Annotated in this window: 11 protein-coding genes; 9 read left to right on the top strand and 2 right to left on the bottom strand. The window is 77.6% G+C overall.

What is annotated here, in order from left to right:
- The first annotated feature begins 8 nt into the window (after nucleotides 1-8).
- Entirely contained in the window at nucleotides 9-1460 is a 1452-nt protein-coding gene (locus J0910_RS06475; protein WP_420157609.1) for an FtsW/RodA/SpoVE family cell cycle protein, read from the top strand.
- Here J0910_RS06475 and mazG read toward each other — a convergent pair.
- Both mazG and cysC read right to left on the bottom strand, forming a co-directional pair.
- Nucleotides 1430-2167, bottom strand: coding sequence for a nucleoside triphosphate pyrophosphohydrolase (mazG, locus tag J0910_RS06470; protein ID WP_420157608.1), 738 nt, complete (start codon nucleotides 2165-2167; stop codon nucleotides 1430-1432). The two genes, J0910_RS06475 and mazG, sit on opposite strands and share 31 nt — an antisense overlap.
- 69 nt (nucleotides 2168-2236) lie before the next feature.
- A complete protein-coding gene (gene cysC, locus J0910_RS06465) occupies nucleotides 2237-3769 on the bottom strand; it encodes an adenylyl-sulfate kinase (protein WP_420157607.1) in 1533 nt (510 codons plus the stop codon).
- A gap of 375 nt (nucleotides 3770-4144) precedes the next feature.
- On the opposite strand from cysC, the gene mfd reads away from it, so the two are divergent.
- The 8 genes from mfd (at nucleotide 4145) to J0910_RS06425 (ending at nucleotide 17588) form a co-directional block, all read left to right on the top strand.
- Nucleotides 4145-7726 carry a transcription-repair coupling factor gene (gene mfd, locus J0910_RS06460; RefSeq protein WP_420157606.1) on the top strand — a complete coding sequence of 1194 codons (3582 nt, stop codon included), beginning with the start codon at nucleotides 4145-4147 and terminating at the stop codon, nucleotides 7724-7726.
- Between the two features lie 690 nt (nucleotides 7727-8416).
- Nucleotides 8417-9985: a chain length determinant family protein gene (locus J0910_RS06455; RefSeq protein ID WP_420157605.1), complete on the top strand. Its 1569-nt coding sequence runs from the start codon at nucleotides 8417-8419 to the stop codon at nucleotides 9983-9985.
- Nucleotides 9985-11343 carry a ligase gene (locus J0910_RS06450; RefSeq protein WP_420161904.1) on the top strand — a complete coding sequence of 453 codons (1359 nt, stop codon included), beginning with the start codon at nucleotides 9985-9987 and terminating at the stop codon, nucleotides 11341-11343. Before J0910_RS06455 ends, J0910_RS06450 begins: the two co-directional genes overlap by 1 nt.
- Complete coding sequence (locus J0910_RS06445; protein ID WP_420157604.1) at nucleotides 11340-12599, top strand: phosphotransferase; 1260 nt, start codon at nucleotides 11340-11342, stop codon at nucleotides 12597-12599. Before J0910_RS06450 ends, J0910_RS06445 begins: the two co-directional genes overlap by 4 nt.
- 110 nt (nucleotides 12600-12709) lie before the next feature.
- A complete protein-coding gene (locus tag J0910_RS06440) occupies nucleotides 12710-13603 on the top strand; it encodes a sulfotransferase domain-containing protein (protein ID WP_420157603.1) in 894 nt (297 codons plus the stop codon).
- Nucleotides 13604-14021: 418 nt separating this feature from the next.
- The gene (locus tag J0910_RS06435; protein ID WP_420157602.1) at nucleotides 14022-15563 is read left to right on the top strand and encodes a lipopolysaccharide biosynthesis protein; all 1542 of its coding nucleotides are present in this window, start codon (nucleotides 14022-14024) and stop codon (nucleotides 15561-15563) included.
- A gap of 28 nt (nucleotides 15564-15591) precedes the next feature.
- Nucleotides 15592-16059, top strand: coding sequence for a UDP-N-acetylglucosamine--LPS N-acetylglucosamine transferase (locus J0910_RS06430; RefSeq protein ID WP_420157601.1), 468 nt, complete (start codon nucleotides 15592-15594; stop codon nucleotides 16057-16059).
- Entirely contained in the window at nucleotides 16056-17588 is a 1533-nt protein-coding gene (locus tag J0910_RS06425; RefSeq protein ID WP_420157600.1) for a glycosyltransferase, read from the top strand. The genes J0910_RS06430 and J0910_RS06425 overlap by 4 nt, the downstream gene beginning before the upstream one ends.
- Nucleotides 17589-17774: the final 186 nt, after the last annotated feature.

The following is a 17774-nucleotide window of genomic DNA, read 5'->3' as shown; positions in this document are numbered from 1 at the left end:
GAGGAGGAATGGCCAGACCCGGACCGGGGCGCGGAGCAGGCGCCCGCACCTCGGAAGGGATGCTGCTGATCCCCGCGCTGGCGGTGCCGGCCTTCGCGGTGGCGCTGGCCGGCCTCCAGCTGGACGGCGCCGTCCCCGCCGCACTGCCGCTCTTCGCCGGGGTGCTGGGCGGCGGCGCGCTCGCCCTGCACCTGCTGCTGCGCCGGATCGCGCCGCGGGCCGACCCGGCGCTGCTGCCGGTCGCGGTGGCGCTCAACGGGATCGGCCTGGCGGCCATCGGCGGGCTGGACGGCGCCTGGGACGGCGAGGCGCGGCGGCAGCTCGCCTGGACCGCGCTGGGCGCCGCGGCCTGCGCGGCCGTGCTGCTGCTGGTCCGCGATCCGCGCCGCCTCCAGCGCTACCCCTACCTGCAGGCCGCCGCCGGCCTGGCGCTGCTCCTGCTGCCGGTGCTGCCGGTCGTCGGGGTGGAGCTGTACGGCGCGCGCCGCTGGGTCGCGGTGGGCGGCTACACCGTTCAGCCCTCGGAGTTCGCCAAGGTCGTGCTGATCGTCTTCCTCGCCGCCTACCTGTCGTTCAAGGGCGAGGCGCTGGCGGTCGCCGGGCGGCAGCTGCGGGTGCGCGGGGTGAAGGTGTTCAGCCTGCCCCGGATGCGCGACCTGGGGCCGATGACGATCGCCTGGGGGTTCGCCATCCTGGTGCTGGTCGCCACCAAGGACCTGGGCACCTCGCTGCTGCTGTTCGCCGTCTTCCTGGCCATGCTCTACGCCGCCACCCGGCGGAAGTCCTGGGTCGGCATCGGCCTGCTGATGTTCTCCGCCGGGGCCGCCGCGGCCTGGGCGATCTTCTGGCACGTGCAGAGCCGGGTCGAGATCTGGCTGAACGCCTTCGACCCCGAGGTCTACCGCGCCGAGTCCGGCGGCAGCCACCAGCTGGTGCAGGGGCTGTTCGCGCTGGCCGAGGGCGGCCTGGCCGGGACCGGGTTCGACGGTGCCCGCTCCGCCGGGATCTTCGCCGCCGACAGCGACCTGATCCTGGTCTCCATCGGCGAGGTCTACGGCCTCACCGGCCTGGCCGCCGTGCTCCTGCTGCTGCTCCTGCTGGTGGAGCGGGGCTTCCGGGCCGCCCTGGACGCCCGGGAGCGGTTCGCCTCCCTGCTCGCCTGCGGGATGGCGTTCCTCTTCGCCTTCCAGGTCTTCGTGGTGCTCGGCGGGGTCACCCGGCTCATCCCGCTCACCGGGATGACCACGCCGTTCCTCTCCGCCGGCGGCTCCTCGCTGATCGCCGGCTGGGTGGTGGCCGGGCTGTGGCTGCGGATCAGCGACGCCGCGCACCGCCCGCCGCCGCAGCCCGCCGGGGACGAGCCGACCGAGATGATCCCGCTGCGCCCGGAGCGCCGCGGCGGGGGGAGCCGGAGGGAGGGCCGGCCCGGTCAGTCCCGCTCGGCCGAGCGGGACCAGTAGCCGCGCCACTCCCGCGGGGCCAGCGAGCGCGGGTCGCGGCCGTCGGCGCGCGCCTCGGCCTCGGCCGCGCGCACCCGGGCGTCGAACCGGCGGGCCGCCCCGCGCAGGTCCATCTCCGGGTCGCCGCCGGCCCGGCGGTCCGCGTCGACCGCGGCGAACAGCGCGCCGCCCTCCCCGCCGTCGTCGCCGATCAGGTCCTCGGGGACGCCGTTGCGCACCGCGCGCTTCTGCAGCTCGTAGGAGAGCAGCACGGCGGGCTGGGCGAACGGGACGCCCTCCAGCACCGAGGCGTCGGCGTCCCCCTTCTCCGCGCGCTCGGCGGCCTTGATCGCCTCCCAGTTGCCGCGCACCTCGTCGGTGCCGTCCACCTCGACGCCGGCGAAGACGTGCGGGTGCCGCCGGACCAGCTTGGCGATGACCGCGTCGGCGACGTCGTCCACGGTGAACCCGTCCGCGCCGCGCTCCTGGGCGATCCGGGCGTGGAAGACGACCTGCAGCAGCACGTCGCCCAGCTCTTCGCGGAGCGCGCCGAGGTCGCCGCGCTCGATCGTCTCCAGCGTCTCGTAGGCCTCTTCGATCAGGTACTTCGCCAGGGACCCGTGCGTCTGCTCGGCGTCCCAGGGGCACTTCCGGCGCAGCACGTCCATGACCTCGACCAGGTCGCGCACCCGCTGCCCGGGGGCGCCGACCGGCTGCTCTCCGCTCATCGTCCGTTCCTCCTCGCGTTCGTCGGGGCGCCCCGGAGGGGCGCGGGGTGCCCGCCGGCCCCTCCCGCCCTAGCAGGCGGCCCCGGGGAGCCAGCCGCCCGCGCGCAGGGCGGAGAGGACCTCGGCCACCGACTCCGCCGGGTCCGCGCCGGCGGTGTCCAGCACCAGGTCGGCGTCGTCCGGCTCCTCGTAGGGGTCGGAGACGCCGGTGAACTCGGGGATCTCTCCGGCGCGGGCCTTGGCGTAGAGGCCCTTGCGGTCGCGCGCCTCGCACACCTCCAGCGGGGTGGCCACGTGCACCAGGAAGAAGTCGCCGCCCTCCTCGACCATGGCGCGCACCTCGGCCCGGGTGGCCGCGTACGGCGCGATCGGCGCGCACACCGCCACCCCGCCGTGCCGGGTGATCTCCGCGGCGACGTAGCCGATCCGGCGGATGTTCATGTCCCGGTCCTCGCGGGAGAAGGTGAGGCCCTTGGAGAGCATCCGGCGCACCACGTCGCCGTCGAGCAGGGTCACGGTCCGCCCGGCCCTGCGGACCCCCTCCGCGACCCCGCGGGCCACGGTGGACTTCCCAGACCCGGACAGGCCGGTGAAGAAGACGGTCAGGCCGCGGCTGGTGCGCGCCGGGCGGAGCCGGGCCAGCTCGGCGGCGACCCGGGCCGGGGTGAACCAGGCCGGCAGCGACCGGCCGCGGGCGAGCATGCCGTCGACCTCGGCCGGGTCCGGCTCGTCGGCGGCGCGCTCCGCGGGCACCTCGGCCGCCGGCCGCCAGGAGCCCTTGGCGGTGTCGTAGCGCCACGGGCCCGGGTCGACCGCCGGCAGCGGCCCGCCGGCCGGCGCGGCGCCGCCCGCCCCGGGGGCGTCCGGGTCGGCCAGCAGGTGGGTGGCGCCGTAGGAGCGGGCGATGTAGGGGGCGAGCGCGTCGCCGTCCGCGCCCGGCGGCAGCGGCACCCCGGCGAACCAGGTCCGCGGCGGCATCAGCGGCTCGGCGGCCAGCACCGCGGCGGCGTCCCCCTCCCGATCCAGCGGGAGGTCCAGCAGGACCAGCACCTCGGCGGCCCCGTCGGCGCCGAGCGAGTCGGCGGCCGCGCGGATCCGGGAGAGCGCCCGGTGGTGCAGCGGGCCGCGGGCGACCACCGCGAGCAGCGGGCCGCTGCCGCCCTCGGCCTCCCGGCGGGCGCGCAGCTGCCCGGGGGGCAGCCGGAGCGAGCGCATCGCCCCGTAGGCGGGCGGTCCGGCGAGCACGACCTCGCCGGCCAGCCGCGGGCCGGGGCCCCTGCCGTCGGGGGCGTCCGGGCCGGCCGTCCACCGCTCGCCGACCTCCAGTTCGGCCAGCGGCGCCCCCTCCGGGTCGGAGAGGACCAGCCGCTCCGCGGCGGCCAGCTCCTCGGGGACCGGGAGGGTGACCGGGACCGGCCACGGCTCGCCGCCGAGCAGCCGCCCGCGCTCGGCGACGGAGCGCGCCTCGCGCTCGCCCATGAAGCCCGGGAGCGGGTAGCCGCCGTTCAGGATGAGCTCCAGGTGGCCGAGGCTCACCGCGTCGGGCGCATGGACCGGGACCCGCCCGCCGGCCCCGGCTCCCTCTTCCCGCCCCGTGTTCAATCCGACCTCCGCGTTGGCCCGAAGTCCGTCCGTCGCTGCACAGCGTATTGGCACGGGGTCCGGCGCGGGTGGTCGGCCCGGCCCCGCGACCTGCCGGGCACCGGGTCCGGGCGGCGGGAACAGCGCGGGCCGCGCCGCCGTTGACCTCTGTGTCGCCCCGTCCGCAGGCCGGTGCGGATCAGCACCGGTCGGGGTGCCGGGGAAGCGGGGCGGCAGTAGGCTTGGCGGGGGGAGCCCGCACACGACCGACGGCGTCCCGCGGCCGCGCACGCCCGAGCCCCTCCGGTGCCCGGGGGCGGCCTCCGCAGCCGCCGCGCCGGGCACCACGTCACGCCGCGCGATCGGACCATCCGCCTCACGCCCCTGAATGGTGATATGAGCCTCTTTGGACTTCTCGCCGCCGTCGTGGACGACCCGGCGCTCAAGCAGACCATCGAGACCGCTCGCAGCGGCCACGACCCGAACCTCGACGTCGTCGCCCCCGCGGCGCTCCGCCCCTTCCTGGTGGGCGCGCTCGCCGCGGACGCCCCGGTGGGCGCGGGTCGCCCCGTGCTCGCCCTGACGGCGACCGAGCGGGAGGCCTCCGACCTCGTCGAGGCGCTGGAGTCGCTGCTCCCCGAGCACTCGGTCGCGCTCTTCCCCGCCTGGGAGACGCTGCCGCACGAGCGGCTCTCGCCCCGATCCGACACGGTCGGCCGGCGCCTGGCGGTGCTCCGCCGGCTGGCCCACCCCGACCCGTCCGATCCGCTCGCCGCACCGCTGAAGGTGGTCGTGGCGCCGGTGCGCAGCGTGCTGCAGCCGCTGGTCGGCGGGCTCGGCGACCTGGCCCCGGTGCGGGTCCGGCCGGGCGACGAGGTCGCCCTGGAGGACGTGGTGCAGGGCCTGGTCGACGCCGGGTACTCCCGGGTCGACCTGGTGGAGAAGCGCGGCGACCTGGCCGTGCGCGGCGGCATCCTGGACGTCTTCCCGCCCACCGAGGAGCACCCGCTGCGCCTGGAGTTCTGGGGCGACCAGGTGGAGGAGGTCCGCTACTTCCAGGTGGCGGACCAGCGCTCGCTGCCCGACTCCGGGGCCACCGACGCCGCCTCCGGGCTGTTCGCCCCGCCCTGCCGGGAGCTGCTGCTCACCCCGGCGGTGCGCGAGCGCGCCGCAGCCCTGGCCGCCGAGCACCCGCAGCTCGCCGAGGTGCTGGACAAGCTCGCCGGCGGCGTCTCGGTGGAGGGCATGGAGGCGTTCGCGCCGGTCCTCGCCGACCGGATGCAGCCGTTCTTCGACTACCTGCCGCAGGGCGCGCACATCGTCGGCTGCGACCCCGAGCGGATCCGCAGCCGCGCCCTGGAGCTGGAGGCGACCAGCAAGGAGTTCCTGGACGCCTCGTGGATCAACGCGGCCTCCGGCGGGGAGGCCCCGATCGACCTGGGCGGGTCGGCCTACACCTCCATCTCCGAGCTGCGCTCCCAGGCGGTCGAGCGCGGTCTGCCGTGGTGGACGCTGTCGCCGTTCGAGTCCGGCGAGGAGGACGGGGCCGGCGCCCCGGTCGCCATCGGCGCGGCCGAGGCCGACGCCTACCGCGGCGACACCGAGCGGGCCCTGGCCGACGTGAAGGGCTGGCTGCACGACGGCTGGCGGGTGGTCATGCTCACCCAGGGGCACGGCCCGGCCGAGCGGCTGGTCTCCATGCTGCGCGGCGCGGGGCTGGGCACCCGGCTCACCGAGGGGCTGCCCGAGCCGCCCGACCCGTCGGTGGCCACGGTGACCACCGGGCTGGTGCACCGCGGCTTCGTGTGGCGCTCGGTGCGCACCGTGGTGCTCACCGAGACCGACCTGGCCGGTCAGCGCGCCTCCACCCGGGACATGCGCAAGATGCCCAGCCGGCGGCGCGGCGCGGTGGACCCGCTGCAGCTCAAGGCGGGCGACCACGTGGTGCACGAGCAGCACGGCGTGGGCCGCTACATCGAGATGGTCAGCCGCACCATCCAGGGCGCCACCCGGGACTACCTGGTCATCGAGTACGCCGCCTCCAAGCGCGGCCAGCCGGGCGACCGGCTGTTCGTGCCCACCGACCAGCTGGACGAGGTCACCCGGTACGTCGGCGGCGAGGCGCCGTCCCTGTCCAAGATGGGCGGGGCGGACTGGACCAAGGCCAAGAACCGGGCCCGCAAGGTCGTCCGGGAGATCGCCGGCGACCTGATCCGGCTCTACTCGGCCCGCCAGGCCTCGCCCGGCCACGCCTTCGCCCCGGACACGCCCTGGCAGCGCGAGCTGGAGGACGCCTTCCCCTACGCCGAGACGCCGGACCAGCTCGCGGCGATCGAGGAGGTCAAGCGGGACATGGAGAAGTCGGTCCCGATGGACCGGCTGATCTGCGGCGACGTCGGCTACGGCAAGACCGAGGTGGCGGTGCGGGCGGCGTTCAAGGCCGTCCAGGACGGCAAGCAGGTGGCGCTGCTGGTGCCGACGACCCTGCTGGTCCAGCAGCACCTGTCCACGTTCAGCGAGCGGTACGCCTCGTTCCCGGTGTCGGTCCGGCCGATGTCGCGGTTCCAGACCGACGCCGAGGTGGAGGCCACCCGGGAGGGGCTGCGCAGCGGCGAGATCGACGTGGTCATCGGTACCCACCGGCTGCTGTCCGGCGAGACCCGGTTCAAGAACCTGGGGCTGGTGATCATCGACGAGGAGCAGCGGTTCGGCGTCGAGCACAAGGAGGCGCTGAAGCGGCTCCGCACCCAGGTGGACGTGCTGGCCATGTCGGCCACCCCGATCCCGCGGACCCTGGAGATGGGCCTGACCGGCATCCGCGAGATGACCACCATCCTCACCCCGCCGGAGGAGCGCCACCCGGTGCTCACCTTCGTCGGCCCCTACGAGGAGAAGCAGATCGCGGCGGCGATCCGGCGCGAGCTGATGCGCGAGGGCCAGGTGTTCTTCGTGCACAACCGGGTCGCCTCGATCGAGAAGGCCGCCGCGGCGCTGAGCCGGCTGGTGCCCGAGGCGCGGGTCGCCTACGCCCACGGCCAGATGAACGAGCAGCAGCTCGAGCGCGTGATGGTGGACTTCTGGGAGAAGAACTACGACGTCCTGGTCTCCACCACGATCGTGGAGTCCGGGCTGGACGTGCCCAACGCCAACACGCTGATCGTGGACCGGGCCGACACCTACGGCCTGTCCCAGCTGCACCAGCTGCGCGGCCGGGTGGGCCGGGGCCGGGAGCGGGCCTACGCCTACTTCCTGTACCCGCCGGAGAAGCCGCTGACCGAGACCGCGCACGAGCGGCTGTCCACGGTCGCCCAGCACACCGAGACCGGCGCCGGCATGTACGTGGCCATGAAGGACCTGGAGATCCGGGGCGCCGGCAACATCCTCGGCGCCGAGCAGTCCGGCAGCATCGCCGGGGTCGGGTTCGACCTGTACGTGCGGATGGTCGGCGAGGCGGTGCGCGAGCTCAAGGGCGACGGCACCGCCGAGGAGCCGGAGACCCGGGTGGAGCTGCCGGTCGACGCGCACATCCCGCACGCCTACATCCCGGGCGAGCGGCTGCGGCTGCAGGCCTACAAGCGGATCGCCGGGGTCGCCGGCGAGGAGGACATCGCGGCCGCCCGCGAGGAGCTGGTGGACCGGTACGGCGCCCCGCCGGAGCCGGTGGACAACCTGCTCCAGGTCGCCCGGTTCCGGGTGCTGGCCAAGTCCGCCGGCCTGACCGACGTGGTGCTGCAGGGCGGGCAGATCCGGTTCTCCCCGGTGGAGCTGCGCGAGTCGCAGGCGCTGCGGCTGCGCCGGCTGCACCCCAGGTCGGTCTATAAGGAGCCCTCCGGGACCCTGCTGGTACCGGTGCCCAAGGCCGGCGGCCTGGGCGGCAGGCAGCTGCGCGACCTGGAGCTGCTGGCCTGGTGCACCGACCTGGTCCAGTCGGTTCTGGAGCCGGGCAAGCGGCCGAGGCAGGACTCCGCCCCGGCCTGACCGGCCCGGCGCCGCGCGGAGGCCCCGGCGGCACCGGGACCGGCCCGTTCCCCGTGCGGCCGGCCCCTCAGGACGCCGGCGCGCGGCCGCCCCTTCCCGCTGAAGAACTCTCGGGTATGCGAACGGTCGCCCGGAGTGTCCGGGCGCGGGCCGGGGGAAGCGGCGGTCCGGGGCCCGCGCCGCCGCGGCCGCTGCGGGGAGGCTCCGCGGAGGGAGGCCCCGTAGCGGGCGGCGTACCGCCGGCGGTCCCGTGCGGCGGCCGAGCACCGCAGGCCACCGGCGCACGGGCGCTCTCCCCTCCTCCGGGGCGCCGCCCGCCCGGTGCGGGGCGGGAACCGCGCGGACAGGCGCGGCACGGCCCCGCGCCGAGGGCGCATCGGCCGTGCCGCGGCGCGGGTCCCGCACCGGCGCCGCCGGCCGGGCCCGGTCGGCCGCTGCCTCCGTCCGCCCGAGCGGTCCGGCCCGCCCCGCCGGACACGCAGGGTGACGGCGCCGGGCGGGTGCGGCATGCGGCCGGGCCTCCCCGGAGCCCGCCGGGGGGCGCCCTGAAGCGGCCTCCCGGTTTCGGTCGATCAGGAATCGCCCCGAAGGTCAACCGCCCAGCACCCCCAAACGACTACTGTTGGTGTCGGTAAAGATACCGCCAGTATTCGCCGAGCCGTGCTCGGCGGGGAAGGGGCCAGGGCCCGCATGCAGACCGCCGATGCCGGACCGGAGCTCAGGGACTACGCGGACGTGCTGCGCCGCCGGTGGGCCGCCGTCGCGGCCGGGGCCGCCGGCGGCCTGCTGGTCGCCGCCGCCGCGGTGCTCGCCCTCCCCTCCGAGTACGCCGCCGCCACCGCGGTGCAGGTCCGGCCGACCGGCCCGGCCGAGCTCACCGGGGAGCGGTCCGGCCGGACCGGCGGCGAGGTCAACCTGGACACCGAGGCGCAGGTGGTGCGCTCGACGGAGGTGGCCGCGGCCGCCGGCGAGCTGATCGGCACCGCCGAGGCCCCGGACGAGCTCCGCGAGCGGGTGGAGGTGACCGTCCCGCCGAACAGCAGCGTGCTGGAGATCGCCTACCGCGGCGCCTCCCCCGAGGCCGCGCGGGACGGCTCCGCCGCCTTCGCCGACGCCTACCTGGCCTACCGGGCCGACCGGGCGCGCGAGGAGATCGACGCCCGGCTGGACGCGCTGCGCGGCGAGGCCGAGGAGCGCACCGCCGACCTGGAGGGCTCCGGCTCCGCGGGCGGCGGCCGGGAGGCCGCCCGCCGAGAGGCGCTGCAGGGCGGGCTCGCCGACCTCGACGGGGAGATCGGCCCGCTCAGCGCGCTGCGCGCCTCGCTCACCCCCGGCCGGGTCATCTCCCCGGCCGTGCCGCCCGAGTCCGCCGCCTCGCCCCGGCCGGTGCTCTGGCTGGGCGGCGGCGCGATGGCCGGGCTGGCCGCCGGGCTGGCCGCGGCGTTCGGCGCCGACCACCGGGACCGGCGGCTGCGCACCGGGCGCGACGTTCGGCGCGCGGCCGGCGCCCCGCTCCTGCTCGACACCGGGCCGGCCGGTCCGCTCGCCCGGCCGGGCGGCCGGGCCGTCCAGCGGGCCAACGAGGCCGCGCACGCCCTGGCCGCCCGGCCGGGCGGCGGCCCCCGGGTACTGCTCGTCGCCGGCGCCTCCGCCGACGCCACCGGGACCGCCGCCGCCGTCGACCTCGCCGCCGCTCTGGCCCGGACCGGCTCCGACACCCTGCTCGTCCTGGCCGACCCGGGGGACGGCTCCGGCCTCGGCCCGCTCGGCCTGGACCCGGGTCCCGGCCTGGCCGAGGCGCTGCTCGGCGCCGACCCCGGCCGGCTGGAGCTGCGCACCGCGGCCGCCCCCGGGCTGCGGGTGCTGCGCTACGGCGACGCCGACGCCGCCGACCTGCTGCAGCGCGGCGCGATGACCGGACTGCTCGGCCGGCTGCGCGCGGACCGGGTGGTGGTCGCCGCCGCCCCGATGGGCGAGCGCGCCGACGCGCTCGCCATGGCCGCGGCCGCCGATGCGGTGCTGCCCGCCGTCGCCCTGGGCCGCACCCGGGCCGCCGAGCTCGCCGAGGCGCTCCGCTCGCTCGCCCTGGTCCGGGCCGAGGTCCCCGGGCTGCTCGCGGCGCCCGCGGCTCCGGAGCGCCCCGGTACCGCCCCGCGGCCGCACGCCCCGGCCGCCGCGCCCCGGCCCGCGGCCGCCCCGGAGCCCGGCGTTCCGGCGCCCTCCGCCGCCGACCGCGCCGACCTGCCGCTGCCCCGGTGATGCGGGCCGTCCTCGCGGGGCCGCTCGCCGCCGAGGCGCGCACCGGGCACACCGGGTGGCCCGTCGTCTGGCTGTTCGCCGGCTACCCGCTCTGGTGGGCGCTGGGCCTGGGCCAGTTCGCGTTCTGGGTCTTCGCCGTCCCGATGGCGGCCGGGCTGGTCCGGATGCACCGCACCCGCGGGGTTCTGCTGCCGCGCGGCTTCGGCCTGTGGGCGCTGTTCCTGCTCTGGTCGGTGGCGGGCCTGGCGCTCATCGGCCTGGCCCCGGAGGGGACGGTGCCCGGCTCCGGCGGCCCGGCCGGCGCGGTGATGCGGCTCGGCTGCTACCTGGCGGTCACCGTGCTCCTGCTCTACCTGGGCAACCTGACCGGTGAAGAGCTGAGCGACACCGCGGTGGCGCGGGCGCTGGGGTGGCTGTGCGTCGCCACCGCCGCCGGCGGGCTGCTCGGCATGGCGGCGCCGCAGTTCTCCTACCCCTCCCCGGTGGAGGCGCTGCTGCCCGGCCCGCTCGCCGCCGACCCCTACCTGCAGACCCTGCTCCGCCCGGCGTCAGCGCAGGTCATGGACGTGCTCGGATACGAGTCGGCGCGCCCCAAGGCGCCCTGGGAGTACACCAACACCTGGGGCTACATGCTCTCCCTGCTGGCGCCGTGGCTCATCGCGGGCTGGGTCCTGGCCGGCGGCGGACGGCGGCGGTGCGCGGCGCTGCTCACCTTGGCCGCCGCGGTCGCGCCGATCGTCTACTCGCTCAACCGGGCGCTGTGGGCGGGGCTGGTGCTCTCCGCGGTCTTCCTCCTGGTCCGGCTGGTGCGGGCCGGCCGGACCGGGACCGCCGCCGCGGGACTGCTGGGCGCGGCGGCGCTGGCCGCCGCCCTGCTGGCGTCGCCGCTGATGGACGTGGTCCTGGAGCGGGCCGCCAACCCGCACAGCGACGAGGGGCGGGCCGCGACCAGCGCCGCCGCCGTGCAGGCCGCCTCGGAGTCGCCGGTCCTCGGCTGGGGCACCACCCGCGACATGCGGGGCGGCTCCGAGTCGATCGCGATCGGCCCGTCCCCCGACTGCCCCGGCTGCGGCAACCACACCATCGGCAACAACGGGCAGTTCTGGCTCACCCTGATCGCCAACGGCTGGGGCGGCACCGCCCTGTTCCTCGCCTTCTTCGCGTCGGCGGCCGCGCGGTACCGGCGGGCGGCCGGCCCGGTCGGCGCGGCCGCCCTCCTATCGGTCCTACTGCTGTTCTGGTACATGTTCTTCTATGTCGCGCTGACGGCGCCGCTGGCGGTCACCATGGCCGCCGTCGCCCTGCTCTGGCGGCGGGCTCGCGGTGCCTCCGCGGCGGCGGGGGGTGTCGCGCGGTGAACGGGGAAACCACCTACCTGACCGACCTGGCGGAGATCCTCTGGCCTTGCGGCGGGCTGATGGGCAGGGGGGCCGAGACCCCCGGCGGGGATCCGGACCGCCCCGGCGCGGACGGGGAGGGCGCCGGCGGGCGCGGCACCGCGGTGCGCGCCTACCTCCCGGTGCCCTCGGCGCACAACCCCCGGGTGATCGTGCCCGCCACCGACCGGTACGCGGCGGCGCGCGGCATCGCCGCGTTCTCCCAGCGCCACTCGTTCCGGGAGAGGGTCCGCACCGCCCTGCTGACCACCGCCTTCGCCAGCGGCATCGCGCCGCTGCTGCTCCGCGACCGGCTGCGGGTGGGCAGCGGGCGGACCATCGAGCACGCGCTGGCCGCCGCGCTGGACCGGGAGGTCGTGGTCGCCATCCACATCGGCCCGCCCCGGGCCAACCGGAAACCGGTGCTGCTGCTGCTCACCCCGGCCGGGAGGGCGGTCGGCTACGCCAAGGTCGGGGTGAACGACCTGACCTCGCGGCTGGTCCGGGACGAGACCCGGGCGCTGCACCGGCTCGCCGACGCCCGGCTGCCCGACATCACCGTGCCCCGGCCGCTGCACCAGGGCGAGTGGAACGGCCGGCCGCTGCTGGTGCAGGAGGCGCTGCCGGTCGGCGCGCAGACCGAGCGGCCCACCCGCCGCCAGCTGCTCCGCTGCGTCCTGCAGATCGCGGCCCTGGAGCGGCGGCCGGAGCAGGTGCTCGCCGAGAGCGGCTACCGCGCCCGCCTGGAGCAGCGGATCGACTCCCTGGGCGACCGCCCCGAAGCGCCCCGGCTGCGCGCGGCACTGCGCGCCCTGCCCGCCGTCCGGCTCCCCTTCGGAGCCTGGCACGGCGACCTGACCAGGTGGAACGTGGCCGGCACGCCGCGCCGCGCCTTCGTCTGGGACTGGGAGCGGCTCGCCTTCGACACCCCGCTGGGCTTCGACGCCCTGCACTACGAGCTCAACGAGTGCGTGCAGGGCGGGGTGCACCCCGGGGTGCACCGCTGGCTGGACACCGGCGCCCGGCTGCTGTGCGACCCGATGGTCACCGCCGCGGGGATGCGCCCGCAGGCCGTGCCCACCGTGATGGCGCTCTACCTGATCGACCTGGCCGCCCGCTACCTGCAGGACCGCCAGGACGAGGCCGGCGGGCACCTGGCCGCCGTCGACGACTGGCTGCTGCCCGCCCTGGAGGGGCTGGGCGAGCGCGCCGCCGCCGAGGCCGGCCTCCCCGGCTGACCCCGCCCCCGCCCCGCGGCGCCCCGCCGCCCCCACCGGTCCCCGAGGCGGCGGGGGCGCGACCGCCGCGGGGCGGGAGGCGCATCCCCCGAACCCCGAGGAAAGGTCCCATGCCCGTTCTCCCCTGGGCGGCCCGCCGGCCGCTGCCCGACCCCGTGAAGGGCGCCGTGCGCGCCGCCGCCGACCTGGCCGGCCAGGCCACCCGCGGCCGCCGCGCGCTGCCGGGCGCCCTGCTGGCCGGCGCGCAGCGCTGCGGCACCACCACGCTGTTCCGGGCGCTGCTCCAGCACCCCGGGGTGCTCGGCCCGACGCTGCGCAAGGGGGTGCACTACTTCGACACCGGCTACGGGCGCGGCCTCGACTGGTACCGGGGGCGCTTCCCCACCCGGCGGGCGGTGCGCGCGGCCGGCGGCGGCGCGGGCGCCGTCGTCTGCGAGTCCAGCCCCTACTACCTGTTCCACCCGCTGTGCGCCGAGCGGATCGCCGCCGACCTGCCCGGGGTGAAGGTGGTGGTGATACTCCGCGACCCGGTGGAGCGGGCCTACTCGGCGCACGCCCACGAGACCGCCCGGGGGTACGAGAGCCTGCCGTTCGAGCGCGCCCTGGAGCGGGAGGAGGAGCGGCTCGCCGGCGCCGGGGAGCTGCTCGCCTCCTCTCCGCGGGCCCGCTCGCACCACCACCAGCACCACGCCTACCTGGCCCGCGGCCGCTACATCGACCAGCTGCTCCGGCTGGAGAAGCACCTCGGCCGGGACCGGCTGCACGTGATCGACGCCGACCCCTTCCTGGCCGACCCCGAGCGGCACCTGCCCGCCCTGGAGGAGTTCCTCGGCCTCCCGCACCACGGCGGGATCCGGTTCGGCCGGCACAACGCCCGGCCCCGGGCGCCGCTGCCGCCCGCGCTCCGCCGCGAGCTGGCCGCCCGCTTCGAGGAGGACGACGCCCGCCTCGCCGGCTGGTGGGGCCGGACCCCCTCCTGGCGCGACCGCCCGGAGCGGCGGTGACCCCGGCGGAGGCGTCCGCACGGCAGCGGCGGGAGCGCACCCCCCGGCCCGCCCCCGCCGGCGGGGCCGCCCTGGGAACGGGCGCGCGGGCGCGGACGGTCCCCGCACCCGGACCCGGGCTCCGGTGCGGGGCCGGCCCGTTCGCCCTTCCCCGCCGGCGGGACCGGTGCGCCGGGCCGGAGGGGTCCCGCCGCATCCCCGGCCGGCGGGGCGGCCGCGGGGCCCGCCCGGGGCCGCCGGAGCGCGGCGGGAGGGCCTCCGGCGGCCGGGCGCGGAAGGGCGCGGCCCGCGTCCGGTCCTCCCGGGCCGCCCGATGAGCCGCGGAGGGGCCGGGGGCGCCGGCGGCCGCCCGCCGGGCCCGTCGGCCGCGTCCGCGGAGGGGCGGGCCGGTACCGGGGCCAGCGGGTCCATCGGGAGGGTGGCCCGCGGGGGCGCGCTGAACACGGCCGCGGCGGTCGCCGGGGCCGCCCTCAACCTGGGGGTGGCGGTCGCGGTCGCCCGCGGCTTCGACCAGGCCTCCGCCGGGCTGCTGTTCTCCGCGACCTCGGTGTTCCTCATCGCGTCCGCGGTGGCTGGGCTGGGCACCGGCAGCGGGCTGGTCTACTTCCTGGCCCGGCTGCGCGCCCTGGGCGCACCGGAGCACGCGCCGCGGCTGCTGCGCACCGCGCTCGGCCCGGTCTCCGCGGCCGCCCTGCTCGGCTCCGCCGCGCTGCTCGCCGCCGCCGAACCGCTCGCGCTGCTGATCGGGGAGCCCGGCGCCGCCGGCCACCTCCGGCTGCTCGCCGCGTTCCTGCCGTTCGCGGTGGTCGCCGACGCCGCTCTGGCCGCCACCCGGGCCTACCACGCCATGCGCCCCACCGCCCTGCTGGACAAGGTCGGCCGCCCCCTCGCCCAGCTGCTGCTCATCGGCGCCGTCGCGGGCACCGGGTCGGGCGCGCTGCTCGCCCTGGGCTGGGCCGGCCCCTACCTGCCCGCCGCCGTGCTCGCCTGCCTGTGGCTGCACCGCCTGATGCGCACCGCCCCGGCAGCGGAGCCGCCGGCCGGCCCGGCGGCCCCTCCGGCGGACGGCGCCGGGGCGGCCCGGGTGGGCGCCCGGGAGTTCTGGGGGTTCTCGCTGCCGCGCTCGGCGGCGGCGGTCGCCCAGATCGGCATCCAGCGGAGCGGGATCGTCCTGGTCGCCGCGGTGCAGGGCGCCGCGGCGGCGGCGGTCTTCACCGCGGGCACCAGGATCATGGTGGCCGGGCAGTTCGCGGCCCAGGCCGTGCAGTTCGCCGCCGGGACCCGCCTGGCCGAGCTGCTCGCCCACGGGGACCGGGCGGAGGCCGGGCGGCTCTACCAGGTCTCCACCGCCTGGCTGATCTGCCTCACCTGGCCGCTGTTCCTGCCCGCGATCGCCTACGCCCCGCTGGCCATGGCGGTGTTCGGGGAGGGCTACGGCACGCCCGCCGGGACCGGGGTGCTGGTGGTGATCTCCGTGGCGCAGCTGGGCTCGGCCGCGCTCGGCATGGGGGACCTGCTGCTCACCATGGCCGGGCGGACCCTCTGGAACCTGGTGAACAACGCGCTGGCGCTGGCGGTGAACGTGGCGCTGTGCCTGCTGCTGATCCCCGCCGCCGGACCGGTGGGCGCCGCCCTGGCCTGGGCCGCGGCGATCGCGGTCCGCAACCTGCTGCCGCTGGTGCAGCTGCACCGCGCGCTCGGGGTGCACCCGTTCAGCCGCCGGTGGGCCGCGGCCGCGGCGGCCGCGCTGCTCTGGTTCGGCGCGGTCCCCGGGGGGTGCGCGGCGCTGCTCGGCGCCGGCCCCGGCTCGCTCGCCGCGGCGCTGGCGGTCGGCGGCGCCGGGTGGCTGTGCACCCTGTGGCGGCTCCGCCGGCTGCTGGAGCTGGACGGCCTGCTCCCCCGCCGAAGGCGCACCCGAACCGTGAGCGACCCGCCGATTTCACGGAAAGCGAATACCTGACCACGCAAAGTCATGCGATCATGTCGGCGTGTCAACGACGCCACCCGCACCGGTCCTGCTCGTCGCCTCCAGCGGCGGCCACCTGGCCCAGCTGTGGTCGCTCCGCCCGTGGTGGTCCGGGCGCGCACGGGCCTGGGTCACCTTCGACACCCCCGACGCCGCGGCACTGCTCGGCGGCGAGGAGGTGCACTGGGCCCACCACCCCACCACGCGCAGCATCGCCAACCTGCTGCGCAACACCGGGCTGGCCGCCCGGGTCCTCACCGCCCGGCGCCCCGCCGCGGTGGTCAGCACCGGCGCCGGCGTCGCCCTGCCGTTCTTCGTCCTCGCCCGGCTGCTCCGCGTGCCCACCGTCTACATCGAGGTCTACGACCGGATCGAGACCCCCACCCTGACCGCCCGGCTCTGCCGCCCCTTCACCACCCTCTGCCTGGCCCAGTGGGAGGAGCAGCGCGCCTTCATGCCGTCCGCCATCACCGTGGGGCCGCTGCTGTGACCGACATCGACGACGCGCCCGCGCCCGCTCCCTCCCCCGTCCCCGCGGACCTGCCGGCCGGCGCCCCCGACCCTCGGCCGCTGGTCCTGGTCACCGTCGGCACCGACCACCACCCGTTCCGCCGCCTGGTCTCCTGGGCCGACGCCTACGCCCGGGAGCACCCCGGCGTCCGGGTCCTGGTGCAGCACGGCCGGACCCCGCGCCCCGCGCACGCCGAGGCCGCCGAGTTCCTCTCCCCCAGCGAACTGGCCGATGCCATGTCCGAGGCGGCGGTGGTGGTCACCCACGGCGGGCCCGGTTCGATCGTCGCCGCCCGCCGCGCCGGCCACCTGCCCGTCGCGGTCGCCCGCGACCCCGAGCTCGGCGAGCACGTCGACGACCACCAGCTCCGCTTCGTCACCCGGCTGGACACCTCCGACCTGGTGCGCTCCTGCTCCAGCCCGCAGCAGCTCTCCACCTCGCTGGACCGGGCGGTCGACCGGCCCGGGGAGTTCCGGATCGGCCCGGAGGCCGGTCCCCGCCCCGAGGCCGCCGCCCGCCGCGCCGGCGAGCTCATCGACCTGATCGCCCCGCCCGCGCCCGGCGAACGGACGCCCGCACCGGCCGCCCCGGAGCGCACCGGCTGGCCGGACGTCACCGCGATCGTGCCCACCCGGGAGCGGCCGGACCTGCTCCGCCGCACGCTGCGCTCGATCACCGGGCAGGACTACCCCGGGGTGCTGCGCACCATCGTGGTCTTCGACAACGACGACCCCGACCAGGCGCTGGCCGACGACGACCCGCGCCGCCCGGTGCGGGTCATGGCCAACACCCGCAGCCCGGGTCTGGCGGGAGCCCGCAACACCGGCATCCTCGCCGCCTCCGGCGAACTGGTCGCCTTCTGCGACGACGACGACACGTGGCTGCCCGGGAAGCTCCGCCGGCAGGTGGAGGTGCTGCTCGCCGCCCCGGAGACCGAGATCGTGTGCTGCGGCATCCGGGTCATCTACGAGCGCACCGAGGCCGAGCGGGTGCTGGACCGGACCTCGGTCGCCTTCGCCGACCTGCTCGCCTCCCGCCTCACCGAGCTGCACCCGTCCACCTTCGTGATCCGGCGCAGCGCCCTGGTGGACGGCTGCGGAACCGTCGACGAGGAGCTGCCCGGCAGCTACGCGGAGGACTACGAGCTGCTGCTCCGGCTGGCCCGGCGCGCGCCGGTGCGCACCGTCCCGGAGACGGGCGTGCGGGTGCTCTGGCACCGCCGGTCGCACTTCGCGGGCCGCTGGCGCACCATCGCGTCCGCGCTGAGCCGGCTCCTGGAGCAGTACCCGGAGTTCCGGCTGGTCCCCCGCGGCCACGCCCGGATCGCCGGCCAGGTCGCCTTCGCCGAGGCCGCCGCGGGCCGCCGCCGCGCCGCCCTCCGCTGGATCCTGGCCACGCTCCGCTCCCGCCCGGCAGAGCCCCGCGCCTACCTGGCCCTGGCGGTGGCCTGCGGCCTCCCCCCGGAGTTCGTCCTGCGCACCCTGCACACCCGGGGCAAGGGCCTCTGACCCGATCGCCGCGCCCCGCTCACCGCTGCGCGGCCCCGACCGGCGCCGATCCGGGAAGTGGTGGAAGACCGCGCCCCCGCCGGAGAGAACCGGTTCGAGAAGGGTGCTCCCCGCGTGCGCGGGGACGGTCCCGCCTGGTGCCGCAGATGGTGCGGGTCCTCCGCGTGCTCCCCGCGCGCGGGGACG

The sequence above is a fragment of the Nocardiopsis oceanisediminis genome, from assembly GCF_048595525.1.
Taxonomy (GTDB): Bacteria; Actinomycetota; Actinomycetes; order Streptosporangiales; family Streptosporangiaceae; genus Nocardiopsis_A; species Nocardiopsis_A oceanisediminis.
The sequence above is the reverse complement of the archived record's forward strand: the minus strand, read 5'-3'. Positions and strand labels throughout refer to the sequence as shown.